This is a genomic window from Bradyrhizobium sp., from assembly GCF_049691595.1.
Lineage (GTDB): Bacteria > Pseudomonadota > Alphaproteobacteria > Rhizobiales > Xanthobacteraceae > Bradyrhizobium.
Genome location: NZ_JBAVNZ010000030.1, coordinates 1 through 14546 on the forward strand (window position 1 = coordinate 1; position 14546 = coordinate 14546).

Genomic DNA, 14546 nt, shown 5'->3' on the forward strand with positions numbered 1-14546 from the left:
TCGGATACTTTCTGGTGCCCGACCGATCGAACAGCAATCATTTCGACCGCCACGCTCCCGAGCGGGGCGAGTATGCCGCCGAACTGGAGCTGCGCTACTCGCTGTTCTCGCAAGCCGGCAAGCTTCGGTTTTTTGGATGGGTCAATCGCGCCAACATGGGCAGCTATTCGGAAGCGCTTGCGCTGCCAATCACGTCTCCCGACTATCCCGACATCACGCTGACTCGCCGGGTCCGCACCAGCTACGGCATTGTTGTCGGCGCCGAGCAGGCGATCACCGAGGATTTTGGCGTCTTTTCGCGGGCGAGTTGGACTCCGGGCTTGTTCGAAGTCATCGGATGGACCGATGTCAGCAACAGCTTTTCGTTCGGCGGGGTATTGAAAGGAACCTCCTGGGGGCGCCCGAATGACAGGATCGGTATTGCCGGAGTGACCGAAGGCTTGTCGCGTGATGCCCGTTCGTATTTCGAAGCGGGCGGTCTCGGGATATTGATCGGCGACGGCCGTCTCAACTATCGGCGCGAAAATGTTCTTGAGGCCTATTACGCCTACAGCTTCGACAAGTGGACGACGCTGACCTTCGACTACCAGCTCTTCAACAATCCGGCATATAATCATGACCGCGGACCGGTTTCGGTATTCTCGATCAGGGCTCACGCGGAATTTTGAGAGCTATATCGGTCGTTGCCGTTATTGGTGCCGTGAAAGAAGGACGCTATCGCAGCCGCGTCGGCGAGCTACCCCAGCAACACCGCGTCGGCGCCGTTCACCGCTTCGGCGCCGTCGGTCACGGTCTTTTCCAGCGAGCCGGCCTGCACCGTGATGTTTTCGGCAAAAAACCTTGCCAGTGCGACATAGCGCTGCGGATCGCCGCCGGCCTCGCCCTGGCTGCGAGCGGCGAGGGCCTCGGCGGCAAGCATGCAGCCGCCGAGCGTTGAACCGAACAGCCGCAAATAAGGCGTCGCGCCGGCCAGCGCGTCGTTCGGCGCTGTGGCTGTGCGCTCGAGCAGCCAGCGGCTGGCGCGGTCGAGCGACCCAAGCGCATCGCGCAGTTTTGTGCCGGTGGTGCCGAAGGCGGGATCGTTCGAGGTTTCCACCTGCTTGACGATCCCGGAGAGTTCGTCGAGCAACGCGAAAACCGATGCGCCGCCATTGGCGGCGAGCTTGCGCGTCACCAGGTCGATCGACTGGATGCCGTTGGTGCCTTCATAGATCGTGGTGATGCGCGCGTCGCGATAGTGCTGGGCGGCGCCGGTCTCCTCGATGAATCCCATGCCGCCGTGGATCTGCACGCCGAGATAGGCCACCTCATTGCCGATATCGGTGGCGAAGGCCTTTGCGATCGGGGTCAGCAGCGCGCCGCGGGCGGCGGCTTCCGCCCGCACCCTGGGGTCTTTCGCGCGCATGGCGACATCGAGCGCGACGGCCGTGGCGTAGCAGATGGTGCGGGCGGCCGCCGTCAGCGCCCGCATCTGCATCAGCATGCGCTTGACGTCGGGATGCACGATGATGGGATCGAGCCCGTCGCCCTGCTTGCCGACGGCGCGGCCCTGACGGCGCTCCTGCGCAAAGGCCAGCGCCTGCTGATAGGCGCGGTCGGCGATCCCGACGCCTTCGAGGCCGACGCCGAGCCGGGCCTGGTTCATCATCGTGAACATGCATTGCATGCCCCGGTTTTCCTCGCCGATCAAATAACCGATAGCGCCGCCGCGGTCGCCCATTGTCATGGTGCAGGTCGGCGAAGCGTGCATGCCGAGCTTGTGCTCGACGCCGCTCGGATAGATGTCGTTGCGCTGCCCGAGCGAGCCGTCGGCGTTGACGAGGAATTTCGGAATCAGAAACAGCGAAATGCCCCGGGTGCCCGCGGGCGCATCGGGTAATCGGGCCAGCACGAAATGCACGATGTTGTCGGTCATGTCGTGGTCGCCATAGGTGATGAAGATTTTCGTGCCGGTGATGCGATAGCTGCCGTCAGCGGCGCGCTCGGCGCGGGTGCGCAGCGCGCCGACGTCGGAGCCGGCCTGCGGCTCGGTGAGCTGCATGGTGCCGGTCCAGTCGCCGGACACCAGCTTTTCCAGGTAAATCTTCTTCAGCTCATCGCTGCCATGGGCATCGAGCGCCTCGATCGCGCTCAAGGTCAACAACGGGCAGAGGCCGAAGGCGACATTCGCGGCGCTCCAGATCTCGGTGCAGGCGGCGTTGATCGCAAGCGGCAGGCCCTGGCCGCCGAACGCTTCCGGACCCGAAACCGCGTTCCATCCGGCCGCGGTCCAGCGCCGATAGGCATCGGGCCAGCCCGGCGCGGTGGTCACTTTGTCGGCCTCGAGCTTGATGCCGTGCTCGTCGCCGACCCGGTTGAGCGGCGCCAGCACGTCGCCGGCGAATTTGCCGGCTTCCTCCAGCACCGCGGCGGTGATGTCGCCGTCGAAATCGCCATAATGGCCGGCCTTGAGGGCCGCCTGCAGCCCCGCACCATGATTGAGGGCGAGCAGGATGTCGTTGATCGGCGCGCGGTAGGTCATGGGGATCGTCTCGCTTTTCCGGCAATAGCGGCTGCCGTCTTCCCACGAAACCGGGGTTCTCTCAACTCTCCGATGGGCGGTCGCGGGCCGCACCGGGAACGGCGGCCATCGGGGGTGGCGCTGCTGTCCGGCCCGCGCGTCGGTTTGCGGCAGAATAGGCCTTCTGGCCGGTTGAAATAGCGCAACGCCCTCTATAGACCGGCGGGGCCGAAGGAAACGGCGCAGGGCCCAGTCCTCCCGCATTCCCGGCCTGTTGGGGCGTCGCCAAGTGGTAAGGCAGTGGATTTTGATTCCACCATACGGAGGTTCGAATCCTCCCGCCCCAGCCAGGCAATCTCGTGTCCGTTCCGGACACATGGATTACCCCTCTCTCAGGAGGGGCACTTGCAACTGCAGATTTTTATACCAAGAATCCTGCATTCCGGGTTGAGGTTTTCGGCACATTCAAGACGCTTGCCGCGCGCCGTTGATCATTGCTGAACGGCTCGAACAGATGATAGCGTCACCGAGGCAGGGGCATGTTGATCAAACCGCGAGGAGCGATGCGATGTGCGCAGGTGACGACAGGACGTGTCCGGAATTTGAACTGCACCACCGAAAATTCAAGGAAACGCTCGATCGAGAGCGACGGTCGTTCCTGAAGTCGAGCTTCGCCGCGGCCGGCGGCGCAGCGGCGCTCGGCGCCGGCGGTATTTCACTGGTGACGCCGGAGATGGCGGCCGCCGCCGAGAGGCATCAGCCGGCCAGGCGCGCCTATCATCATTTGCCCGCAAACGCCGGCACGGTGCATTGGGGTTATTTCAGCAAGAAACTGAAGCCGCAGGTCGAGATCGATTCAGGTGACTTCATCACCATCGAGGCGTTGACCCACCATGCCAATGACGACGCCGAGCGCATGGTCAAGGGCGACCCCGGTGCCGAGAGCGTATTCCTGTGGAGCAAGGAGAAGAAGGGTGTCGACCGCCGTGGCGCAGGGCCGATGGATGCTTCGCTGTTCGGTCGCGGTGCCGGCGAAGGCCTGGGCGTCCATATCCTGACCGGACCGGTCTACGTCCGCGGCGCCGAGGAGGGTGATGTGATCGAGCTGCGGATCATCGATGTCGCGCCTCGGCCCTGCGCCAATCCAAAATATCCCGGCAAGGCGTTCGGCAGCAACGCGGCGGCATGGTGGGGTTTTCACTACAAGGATCTGCTTACCGAACCGAAACCGCGCGAGGTGATTACCATCTACGAGGTTGACGCCACCGGCGAGCGCAACTGGGCGAAAGCAGTTTACAATTTCCAGTGGACGCCGCAGACGGATCCTTCCGGCGTGGTGCACAAGACCATCGATTACCCCGGCGTGCCGGTCGACCACGCCACCGTCAAGGAAAACCATGGCATCCTGAAGAATGTTCGTATCCCGATCAGGCCGCATTTTGGCGTGATCGGGCTCGCACCCAAAGAGGCTGACATGGTCGATTCGATTCCGCCGACCTACACCGGCGGCAACATCGATAATTGGCGGATCGGCAAAGGCGCGACCATGTATTATCCAGTCGCGGTTGAGGGTGGCCTGCTGTCCGTAGGCGACTCGCATGCCTCGCAAGGCGATTCCGAATTGTGCGGTACAGCGATCGAATGCTCGCTCAATGGCACCTTCCAGGTCATTCTTCACAAGAAGCGCGATCTGGCCGGCACCGCGCTCGAAGCTCTTGATTATCCGATGCTGGAGACTCAAAACGAGTGGCTGGTGCACGGCTTCAGCTTTGCCAATTACCTCAGCGAGCTCGGCGCCAAGGCGCAATCCGATATCTACTCGAAATCGTCGGTCGATCTCGCCTTGCGCGATGCGTTCCGCAAGATGCGCAGGTTCCTGATGACGACCAAGAAGCTGACGGAGGATGAGGCCATCTCCCTGATCACGGTCGGCGTCGACTTCGGCATCACCCAGGTGGTCGACGGCAACTGGGGCGTCCACGCCGTCATCAAGAAGGACATCTTCGCGGGTGGCGAGGCCTGATCCGTTTCTGCCGGTGCCGCTTTGAACGGTCCCGGCTCCATCGTCAACGCGGATGCCGAGCAGCACGGCGCCGGGCTCGACCGGCTGTCGGATGCCGAATTTTCCGCGTTCGAGCGCGTCAACAACGCCTGTCGCTCGAAACTCGGCTTCCGCTACCGCCCTTGGAAATCCGGTTTGAAAGTCATTGGAACAACCGGTCGACCTGACTGCGCAGCGCATCGAACGGTTGCCAGTCCGCGGCCTTAGCCGACGGGCTCGCAGTCGTTTCGGTTTTGACGGGTAATCGCGTTGCAGCCGTCCACCATGAGAAATGCTCCTTCGACTTTGATACCCGCGTATCGGGACTGGCCTCCCTGGTTCTGTTCGCGAGCGCCTGCTGGTCACCATGACAGCCGAGGCATATGGAGTTCGCAGGCGTGAGCCGCGGCGGCCGCTCCTGATGGCATTGCATGCTTTTCAACCCGATCGCGGTGCGTCTTGATCGCATGCGAGTAATCGTCCGCGTGCACGGCCGCCGTCGTCGCGATGGTCGCGATCGGGATTGGCGTTGCCATCCACGCCGTTTTCATTTTTTGAATCGGTGAGCAGGCAGCGATCAGCCCGTGGAGCAGGATCAATTTCGACGCCAGGTCCGTTGATTTGCGATGGAATGTGGTCGACGAACTCCTCGTTCGCAAACGCAGCATGATGTTTTAATGAGGCGCGCGGTTGATCTGCCTCAATGACACGACCCAAAGGTGGGTGCAGCTTTTAATTGGGAGCGCAGCTAACTGCGAGCTTATCGGATCGGGAGAAATGCCATGGCTGATCGCAACGACGCGCATGCGCGTGACGCGCAACGGAAGTCTCCATCTGCTACCCGACGTAATTTCCTCCAGGGGCTCGCCGGCGCCGGCGCCGCGATCTCACTCAGCAGCAGAATCGCCAACGCACAGGGCGCGATCGGTTTCTGGGCCAAGGATCTCACCGACGCGCAACTGACCGGCATGTTCGGTACCATCCTGCGGATCCGCTGGTACGAGCGAACGCTGGTCGACAAGATGCTGACCGATTCCAACTACCGCGGCTACAACCATTTCTATGTCGGCCAGGAGGCGGTCGCGACCGGCGTGTGCGCCGCCTTGAAGAACTCAGGCGGCGTGATGGAGGCCGATCTCGTCTACAGCACGCACCGGCCGTCAGGCCATGCCATCGCCAAGGGCGCCGACATCAGGAAGATGGCGGCGGAGTATGAATTCCGGGCCACCGGCCTCAACAAGGGCTACGCCGGCGAGATGCACATCTCCGACAAGTCGATCGGGTTCATCGGCGCCGACGGCATGATCGGTCCGGGACCGGTGATCGCAACCGGCTCCGCCTTTGCGATCCGTGCCCGCGGCAGCAAGCAGGTCGTCGTCAATTTCGGCGGCGACGGCACTTACGCCACGCCGCACTTCCACAGCGCGATGAACAACGCGGCGCTGCTCAAGCTGCCGTTCATCTACGTCATCGAAAACAACCTTTATCATCAGTATGCGCATTACTCCTGGTCGTGCCCGATGAAGGATATCGCGGAGGCCGCGGTGCCGTACGGCATCCCCGGCGTCGTCGTCGACGGGCAGGACGTTATGCAGGTCTACAATGCCGCCAGGACCGCGGTGGAGCGGGCGAGGGCGGGCGAGGGGCCGACGCTGATCGAGGCCAAGACCTACCGCTACTACAATCACTGGGGTGCGCCCGGCGCCAAGCCCGGCGAACTCGGCGCGTTCGGTTACGACCCGCTCGCGATCTCCTCGTTCCGGCCGGAGCGCGAATTGCGGGCGTGGATGGCACGGGATCCCGTCGACATCTGCCGCACCACCCTGATCGGCTGGAAGGTGCTGGACGCCGCCAAGGCGGCCGCGATGGAGACCAGCATCAAGCAGGAGGTCCTCGACGCCGTGGCGTGGGCCGACAAGCAGCCCTTCTGCAAGCCGGAGGACGGTCTGAAGAACGTCTTTGTCGAAGGCAGTGTGCCCGCCCGCCAGTTCGGCTAGGCGAACGCTTGTCAATTCGTCCAGACGTCGCGACTTCGCACAGCGGATTAGAATTTGGAGAGACACCATGGCACGCAAAAGCTTCATGTACGCGGTCCTCGAGGCGGTTCAGTACGAAATGCGTCAGGACAAGAATATGATCTGGATCTTCGAGTTGACGCCGCCGGTTGCGTCCAATCCGGGCCGGCCGGTGATCAATCTCGAAACCGAATTCGGCCGCCTGCGCGTGGCCAACACCGGCATCGACGAGAACTGGATGGCAGGGTGTGTGCTGGGCGCAGGCCTCGCCGGCTCGAAGGCGCTGACCTACATCCCCTATCAGGGCGCCTGCATGCCGTTCCAGATGATCCAGAACCATGCGGGCAAGCTGCGATCGATGACCGGCGGCGATGCTTCGATGCCGGTCGTGTTCATCATGGAGATGACCGGGCAGACCGCCGGTTTCGCCGGCCAGCATTCCGATTACGAGATCGACACCTATTACGCCCACATTGCGGGCGTGAAGACGGTCATTCCGTCCACGCCGGCGGACGCCAAGGGCATGATGGTCTCGGCGATCCGCGACCCCGATCCCGTCGTGTTTCTCTATGCGGCGGGCTTGCGCGAACTGGTCGAGGAAGTTCCGGACGAGCAGTATCTGACACCGCTCGACAAGGCCGCGGTGCGCACGACCGGCGGTGACATCACCATCGTCAGTTCCGGCGCCGGGATGCCCGACGTGCTCGATGCCGTCGAGAAGCTGCAGAAGGCGGGAATGAAGGTCGACGCCATCGATCTGCGCTGCCTCAAGCCGATCGATACCGAGACCCTGGTCAAGTCGGTGCAGAAGACCAAGCGGCTTTTGACCTTCGATCAGTCCTATTACACCTTGTGCCCGGGCGCCGAAGTCATCGCCCGGGTGGCGGAGAACGTCGACGGCGCGAAGTACAAGCGCATTGCGTTTCCGGATGCGCCGCCGCCGGCGGCTCCTGAAATGTTCAACTGGATGCGGCCGAACGCCGACCACATCGTCGCCGCGGCGAAGAAGTTCGTCAGCTGAGTTGTCATGCGGCCGCAGCGATCGGGGAAGTCGGCGGGCTCAACCGTCGGCTTCGCATCAACAGGGGTCCGTCATGTCCGTTGAGTATTCGAGAGGCGATCAGCCCGGCGCGGTCGCCGTATGCCCAAGCTGCGGCAGCTCCGACATCGGCATGGCCGAGGTGCGTTCGGCGTTTTTCCACGGCGATCGGCTGGTCGTGGTCGATGACATCCCGGCATTGGTCTGCTCCTACTGCAATGAGCAGTTCTACGATGACCGGACGGTGGTGGTTCTCGACCTGCTGCGCGGCGAAGGATTTCCGGCGGAGAGCGCGCGGGGCGAAATAAAGGTGCCTGTGTTTTCGTTCCGCGACCGCCTCCTGACCGAGGCGGAGTGATGCGTGCGTCCGCTCGCCTGCTGCTGGTTGCCTTGAGCCTCCTCGCCTTGGGTGCCTTGCCGGCGAAGGCCCAGGAGGACGAGGCGTTCATGCCGAAGGGCGGCAAGACGCTGTTTCTCGGGTTAAAGGACACGCCGCGCGCCGAGGAGCTTCGCGAGATCGGTGGTTTCAAGCGCAGCGAGGCGGAATGGCGCGGCTTTTTGGTTGAACGGCACAAGCAGCTAGGCGAGCGGGAGGTCAGCGAGCTCGCGGCCTATCTCGCGGTGAATCTTCCGCTACCCGAGGGCGCGGTTCAACAAGCCGAAAGCCAGGGTGGTATCGCCTCGGCTTTGCCGCCTGACGGCCGTGAGCTTGCCTGGACGCAGTGCCAGTTCTGCCATTCGCTCTTTACCAGCTATCTGATGCAGCAGCGCGACGCGCAGGGCTGGCGGAGCGTCTTCCTGTCGCCGTTCCATCGCGGGTTGAAGATGACCGCCCAGCAGCGCGAAACCTTCGCGCGCTATTCAGCCATCAACATGCCGATGAAGGTCGACGACGTCCCGGCCGCGCTCCGTTATTGAACGCGGCTCGAGCCGCCGTCGTCGGGGTGACAGGCAAATGACGGAATGAGAGGCAGGCTATGGGTTGCATTCGGGTATCGCTTGGTGGCGCCCTGATCGTGTGCGGCGCCTTGCTGGTCAATCCGCTGCTGGCGCAAATCAAGGATGTTTTTGCGTTCATTCCGGTCGGAGGCCGGACCCTGTTCGCGCAGGTGGTCGCAAGCCATCCGCCCGCCGACGAATTGCAGGCGATCCTGACCGGCAAGCGCACGCGGGATGAGTGGCTCAGCTACCTCAAAAGCAAAACCAGGCGCATGCCGGCGCTCGAAAAATTCAGCGAGCAAGAGCAGCTCACGCTGGCGGATTACCTGTCGTTCAACATGCCGCTTTCCTCGGGGCAGGGGCCGGCGGATCTGGCCAGGGCTGACCCGGAAAAAGTGTTGCCGCCGGACGGGCGCGACTTCGCCCTGGAGAAATGCCAGGGCTGCCACATCATCACGGTCGTCATCACCCAGATCCGGCCGGTGCCCGCCTGGCTCGGCACCATGAACAAGCCGAGCCACGCCCGGATCAAGCTGTCGCGCGAACAGCGCGAGGCGCTCGCCAGTTATCTCGTGCTCAACGGCGGGATTCCGATCGACGATGTGCCGGAGGAGCTGCGGGCCGGCGGCGCGTCCTATTGACGTCCTATTGAGATGAGAACGAGACGGCATAAGGCCAGGGCAAATGCTGTTCACGTCGCTTGAATTCTTCGCCTTCCTGCCCCTGGTCCTGCTGCTGTTGCAGGCGACGCCTGCCACGCAGCGATGGGCGGTGCTGCTGCTCGCGAGCTACCTGTTCTACGGCATCTGGCAGCCCTTCAATCTGGTCTATCTCGGCGCCGTGACACTGGTGATGTACGGCTGCGGCCGAGGGCTGCAACGGACAGAACGCCCGGCCATCCGGAAAGCGCTGCTGGCCACCGGGCTGGTCACGCTGCTCGGCTCGCTGGTCGCATTCAAGTTCTATGATTTCATCGCGGCCGAGCTGGCGCGCTCGCTTGCGTCGACATTTCCGATTGGCTTGCCGAGGCTCGGCGTCAGCACGCCGGTCGGATATTCGTTCTACGCGTTCTCGGCCGCGAGCTACCTGATCGACGTTTACACCCGGCGGCTTGGCGGAATCCATCATGCCGGTCATGTCGCGCTTTATGCCGGGTATTTTCCAAAGATCTTCGCCGGTCCGATCGAGCGCGCAACGGCATTTCTGCCGCAACTGGTCGCGGGCCTGCGTCTGGAGCCGGGACTTGCCATTCTGGGTCTCCAGCTGATCGGCTGGGGCCTGTTCAAGAAGGTCGTCATCGCGGACAATCTGGCGCCGCTGGTGGACCGCAATTTCGGCATCGTGGCATTCGCCTCGCCGATCGAACTGCTGGTCAGCGTGTATTTCTTCGCGTTCCAGATCTACTGCGATTTCTCCGGCTATACCGACATCGCGGTCGGCGTCTCCATGCTGTTCGGCATCAAGCTGATGGAGAATTTTCGCCGGCCTTATCTGTCGCGCAGCACCGCCGAATTCTGGGGCGAGCGGTGGCACATCTCGCTCGGGCGCTGGTTCCGCGACTACCTCTATATTCCCCTGGGCGGCAGCCGTTCGGGGCATCTTCGCCGGTATCTCAACATCATGCTGGTGTTCGTCGTCAGCGGGCTGTGGCATGCCGGCCTCGGCTATGGCGTGGGCTGGACGTTCCTGATCTGGGGCGCGCTCAACGGCGCCTACCAGTGGATCGGCCTGGCGACGCGGCGGTTGTGGGACCGGCTTGGCGCGGTGATGCCGGCGGTGCGCCAAAGTGCTGCGCTGTCGCTGGCGCGCATCCTGCTGACCTTTCATCTGATCGCGATTTCCTGGATCTTCTTCCGCGCCAGGTCGGTCAACGACGCTCTGACCGTCATCAGCAAGATCGGGACCAACCTGCTCGAACTCCCGTCCCTGATTGTCCAGTATCCTTTCACATCGGAGCACGGTTTCGGCCTCGGCCTGATCGCCGTTCTGCTGGCGGTGGAAACCCTCGACGAACGCCGGCCGATCGCGCAGCGCCTCGCCGCCGCGCCGTTGGTTCTGCGCTGGGGTTCTTACTATCTGGTGATTTTCGGTTTGCTGATTCTTGGTCGATGGCAGGCCAGGGAATTCATCTACATGCAGTTTTGACGTGGGTGAACGATCATGACGCGTCAGGGCCGGGCGGCAATTGCCTTCGTCGGAATTGGTCTGTTGATCTATGCCGGCGTCTATTTCGCCGCCGAGCGGCTGCTGTACCGCAATGGTCACAGCAATCCGTTGTTCAAGATCGCGACATCAGAGGTGAGGGCATTCGATTGGGTGATCGTCGGCGCGTCGCACGCCATGCCGCTCGATTTCGCCGATTTCAACGCCGTCATGCAGGGCGAGGCGGGCCTGAAGATCATCAATCTGGCATCGCCCGGCACCGGGCCGCTCTACCAACGCTTTGTGCTGGAGTCCTTTCTGCGCGATCACACCACGAAGAACCTGCTCTACGTCGCTGATTCCTTTGCGTTCTACGCGCGCAGCTGGAATGAGGATCGCTTCGGCGATGCCAAACTGCTCAGGGCCGCACCGTTCGATCCGGCAAACGCCTGGTTGCTCGCGCAGTATAGCCGCAACGAAGGCGTCGATCCGCGCGCACTCGTCGACTACCTCGCGGGGTTCTCGAAGATCAACAACAGAGATCGCTTTCAGAAGGATATCTGGGAAGGCGAGCTGCAATTCGATCGTGTCTACCGGCCTTCGGCGACGGCGGCCAGGAACCGGATCGCCTATCTGTTCCCGGATTCCAGCCGGGAAGCCGCGCTTGCGCACTATTTGACGGAATTCACGCGGCTCTTCGAACTTGCCGGGCAACGAAACATTCGCGTCGTCGTGATCAAGATGCCGACGCCCGGCCAGTTCCGGGCGCTCGTTCCGAACGAGGCGGCGTTTGATGCAGCGATAACCGCGGCGACCGCGAATCACGGGATCGGCTTCCGCGATCTATCGGCCGAACTGGACGAACCCCGCTTCTATTTCGACACCGACCACCTCAACAGGGTCGGCGTTGCGGAACTGTTCGCACGTCATCTTAAGGCGATCCTGATGGCGCCGGCGAACTGAGGATGCTGGCAGGTGCCGCTCAAACGGGACAATGTCCTCAAAAGCCGGGCGGTCACCACCGGCAATCAGGCCAAAGCCAACGGCTTGCAGCACCCGCGGGAGGGGATGCTGCAAGCCGAAACATTCAGGAAATCGTCAGGCGATCTTCGACTGAGGCGACGCCGGCCGCCGACCAGGCGGCATTTTCAACCGCCCGACGCTCGTCCCAATTGTCGACCTTGCCTTCGAGCACGACCTTGTTGCCATTCTGCACGGTGACACGGATCGCCTTCGCCTCGACCTCGGCGTGACGTTTCAGCGCCGACTCGATCTTGCTCTTCACGTTCGAGGAATCGACCCGCGGCTTGATGACGATCTTGTTGGTGACACCGCGCACGCCCGAAAGCTTGCGGACGTCATCCTCGGCAGCGGTCTTTTGATAATACCAATCCGCGTTGCCGCTCAGCGTGACCCAGCCGTCCTGGACCAGGACATCGATCGTGTTGCCGGGAACCAGGACGTCCCAGTTCAGAATGTCGTTGGCGCGCTTGGCGATCTGGTCGTCCGCCGTCTTGTTCTGGTAGGGATAGCGAACCTCGATGCTCTCGGCGATGGCATGTACGCCTTTGACCCGCCGCGCCGCGGCGATCGCCGCCAGCTTTTCCGCGTAACTATTGACGTGACCGGAGAGGCTGACGACGTTCTTGTCGACGGCTACGCCGATGTGCACGCCATCGAAGCTCGGGTCGAATTCGAGCTCGTCGATGACATCCTGCCGGAGTTGAGAGTCGGTCATTTGATCCTCCTTGGGTGAACTTTGCTTGGAAAATTGTCTACCCGGCAAAAGGACCCGGCATTGATCCGAATCAAACAGCGAAATCCGTTCCGGGCCCATAAATGGCGCTGTTTCGTCGCGTCGAGGGTTGATCGGAATTAATCGATCGAGGTTTTCAGGAACTCCCGATCGTTGCCCGCATTGGTCCGGTCACCTTGCCCAGCAGTTCCGATCTGGCCGGAGATTGAAATGGAATCGGACTCGTCGTCGCGCAGGCAGACCGTCGCAATCGGATATGTTATCGCCGCGGTCATCGGCACGGTGTTGCTGCAATGGATGGTGGCGACCTACAATACCGTCGACACCATTCCCTATAGCGAGTTCGAGCAGCTCGTCGCCCATGGCAGCGTCACCGAGGTCGCCGTCGGTCAGGATGTGATCGAGGGCAAATTGAAGGACAAGCTCGCGAGCGGAAAGTCGGCCTTTGTCACCGCCCGCGTCGATCCGGCGCTGGCTGAAAAGCTGGCGGCAAAGGGCGTCGTGGTGACCGGCGTGCCCTCGGGCGGGCTGTTCCAGACCATCCTCTCCTGGATCGTGCCCGCGTTGATGTTTTATTTGATCTGGATATTTCTGCTGCGCCGGCTGGCGGATCGCCAGGGTTTTGGCGGATTGATGTCGATCGGCAAGTCGCGGGCCAAGGTCTATGTTGAAAAGGACACCAAGGTCAGGTTCGCCGACGTGGCCGGCGTCGAGGAAGCCAAATTCGAACTGCAGGAAGTGGTGTCGTTTCTCAAGGACCCCAAGAGCTACGGCCGGCTCGGGGCTCACGTTCCCAAGGGAATTCTGCTGGTCGGACCGCCAGGCACCGGCAAAACCCTGCTCGCCCGCGCCGTCGCCGGTGAAGCCGGGGTCGCGTTTTTTTCGATATCGGGTTCCGAGTTCGTGGAAATGTTTGTCGGCGTCGGCGCCGCCCGCGTCCGGGATCTGTTTGAGCAGGCGCGCAAGGCGGCGCCCTGCATCGTTTTCATCGATGAGCTGGATGCGCTGGGTCGAAGCCGTTACCCCGGCGCGTTCGGCGGCTATGACGAAAAGGAGCAGACCTTGAACCAGCTGCTCGCCGAGCTGGACGGCTTCGATCCCAGCGTCGGCGTCATTCTGCTGGCTGCCACCAACCGGCCCGAAATTCTCGATCCCGCGCTGCTGCGGGCAGGGCGGTTCGATCGACAGGTGCTGGTCGATCGTCCCGACAAGAGCGGTCGTGTCGCCATCCTCGAGGTGCATGTCAGGAAAATCCGGCTTGGCGGGGATGTCGATCTGGACAAGATCGCGGGCCTCACCACCGGCTTCACCGGCGCCGATCTTGCCAACCTGATCAACGAGGCTGCCATCGCCGCGACCCGGCGCAATGCCGACGAGGTTTCGTTCGACGATTTCACGGTCGCGATCGAGCGGATCGTTGCCGGAATCGAAAAGAAGAGCAGGGTGCTCGGCAAGGCAGAGCGCCGGAGGGTGGCCTATCACGAAATGGGCCATGCCCTTGTCGCCGCGAGCTTGCCGGGCGTCGATCCCGTGCAAAAAGTGTCGATCGTTCCCCGCGGCGTCGGCGCGCTCGGTTTCACCATGCAGCGGCCCACCGAAGACCGGTTTCTGCTCGCGGCAAGCGAACTCAAGAACCGGATCGCGGTATTGATGGGAGGCCGAGCCTCCGAGCGGCTGATCTTCGATGGTGACGTTTCGACCGGCGCCGCCGACGACCTGCAGCGGGCCACGGAGATCGCGGTCGAGATGGTCGCCAAACACGGAATGGACACCAAAGTCGGGCAGCGCACGTATGCGCCGCGGCCTCAGGCCTTCCTGCCGGCGATGCAGGATGCGATCGTTGGTGCCTCGGAGGCGACCAGCCGCGAGATTGACCTGGCGGTGCGCGATCTGATCGAGGCGGGCGACGCCTGTGCACGCGAAATCCTGGAAAAGCGCCGGGGTGATCTCGATGCGGGCGCAGAACTCCTGATCGCAAGGGAGACGCTGACGGCGGATGAATTCGCGCCGTTGCGCCCGGTCGCCGCGCGCGAGAGAAAGCAGCCGGCGGCTGCGGCCCAGCCGTCTCGCCCTTGATGTCGATCAAATCCATCGGCCTGCAATGATCTTAGCTT

Annotated in this window: 13 protein-coding genes and 1 tRNA gene; 11 read left to right on the forward strand and 3 right to left on the reverse strand. The window is 62.6% G+C overall.

Features of this window, described 5'->3' with window-relative positions; genetic code table 11:
* The coding region (locus tag WCE35_RS01115; protein ID WP_424591501.1) for a carbohydrate porin at positions 1 to 668 on the forward strand (668 nt) is incomplete at its 5' end.
* A 68-nt stretch (positions 669 to 736) separates the two neighbouring features.
* Here WCE35_RS01115 and WCE35_RS01120 read toward each other — a convergent pair.
* On the reverse strand, positions 737 to 2521 hold the full coding sequence (locus tag WCE35_RS01120) for an acyl-CoA dehydrogenase (protein WP_424591502.1): 1785 nt from the start codon (positions 2519 to 2521) through the stop codon (positions 737 to 739).
* 254 nt (positions 2522 to 2775) lie between these two features.
* Between WCE35_RS01120 and WCE35_RS01125 the strand changes: the two genes are divergently transcribed.
* Together WCE35_RS01125 and WCE35_RS01130 are read left to right on the forward strand one after the other, a co-directional pair.
* Positions 2776 to 2850: transfer RNA gene (locus WCE35_RS01125), tRNA-Gln, on the forward strand.
* 218 nt (positions 2851 to 3068) lie between these two features.
* A complete protein-coding gene (locus WCE35_RS01130) occupies positions 3069 to 4523 on the forward strand; it encodes an acetamidase/formamidase family protein (RefSeq protein ID WP_424591503.1) in 1455 nt (484 codons plus the stop codon).
* 456 nt (positions 4524 to 4979) lie between these two features.
* Here the strand turns inward: WCE35_RS01130 and WCE35_RS01135 are convergent, their stop codons facing one another.
* Positions 4980 to 5258: a hypothetical protein gene (locus tag WCE35_RS01135; RefSeq protein WP_424591504.1), complete on the reverse strand. Its 279-nt coding sequence runs from the start codon at positions 5256 to 5258 to the stop codon at positions 4980 to 4982.
* A gap of 65 nt (positions 5259 to 5323) precedes the next feature.
* On the opposite strand from WCE35_RS01135, the gene WCE35_RS01140 reads away from it, so the two are divergent.
* From WCE35_RS01140 to WCE35_RS01170, 7 genes are all read left to right on the forward strand, one after another.
* The gene (locus tag WCE35_RS01140; protein ID WP_424591505.1) at positions 5324 to 6538 is read left to right on the forward strand and encodes a thiamine pyrophosphate-dependent dehydrogenase E1 component subunit alpha; all 1215 of its coding nucleotides are present in this window, start codon (positions 5324 to 5326) and stop codon (positions 6536 to 6538) included.
* A 67-nt stretch (positions 6539 to 6605) separates the two neighbouring features.
* On the forward strand, positions 6606 to 7577 hold the full coding sequence (locus tag WCE35_RS01145) for an alpha-ketoacid dehydrogenase subunit beta (protein WP_424591506.1): 972 nt from the start codon (positions 6606 to 6608) through the stop codon (positions 7575 to 7577).
* Positions 7578 to 7650: 73 nt separating this feature from the next.
* Positions 7651 to 7953, forward strand: a complete 303-nt coding sequence (locus WCE35_RS01150; protein WP_424591507.1) for a YgiT-type zinc finger protein — start codon at positions 7651 to 7653, stop codon at positions 7951 to 7953.
* Positions 7953 to 8513 carry a hypothetical protein gene (locus WCE35_RS01155; RefSeq protein WP_424591508.1) on the forward strand — a complete coding sequence of 187 codons (561 nt, stop codon included), beginning with the start codon at positions 7953 to 7955 and terminating at the stop codon, positions 8511 to 8513. The genes WCE35_RS01150 and WCE35_RS01155 overlap by 1 nt, the downstream gene beginning before the upstream one ends.
* 59 nt (positions 8514 to 8572) lie before the next feature.
* Positions 8573 to 9175, forward strand: coding sequence for a hypothetical protein (locus tag WCE35_RS01160; protein WP_424591509.1), 603 nt, complete (start codon positions 8573 to 8575; stop codon positions 9173 to 9175).
* Between the two features lie 43 nt (positions 9176 to 9218).
* Positions 9219 to 10679, forward strand: a complete 1461-nt coding sequence (locus tag WCE35_RS01165) for an MBOAT family O-acyltransferase (RefSeq protein WP_424591510.1) — start codon at positions 9219 to 9221, stop codon at positions 10677 to 10679.
* A gap of 15 nt (positions 10680 to 10694) precedes the next feature.
* Positions 10695 to 11639 (forward strand): hypothetical protein, encoded by a 945-nt coding sequence (locus tag WCE35_RS01170; protein ID WP_424591511.1) that lies wholly within the window; start codon positions 10695 to 10697, stop codon positions 11637 to 11639.
* A gap of 124 nt (positions 11640 to 11763) precedes the next feature.
* Here the strand turns inward: WCE35_RS01170 and WCE35_RS01175 are convergent, their stop codons facing one another.
* Entirely contained in the window at positions 11764 to 12414 is a 651-nt protein-coding gene (locus WCE35_RS01175) for a BON domain-containing protein (protein ID WP_424591512.1), read from the reverse strand.
* A gap of 228 nt (positions 12415 to 12642) precedes the next feature.
* Between WCE35_RS01175 and ftsH the strand changes: the two genes are divergently transcribed.
* Positions 12643 to 14508, forward strand: coding sequence for an ATP-dependent zinc metalloprotease FtsH (gene ftsH / locus WCE35_RS01180; protein WP_424591513.1), 1866 nt, complete (start codon positions 12643 to 12645; stop codon positions 14506 to 14508).
* Positions 14509 to 14546 lie beyond the last annotated feature (38 nt).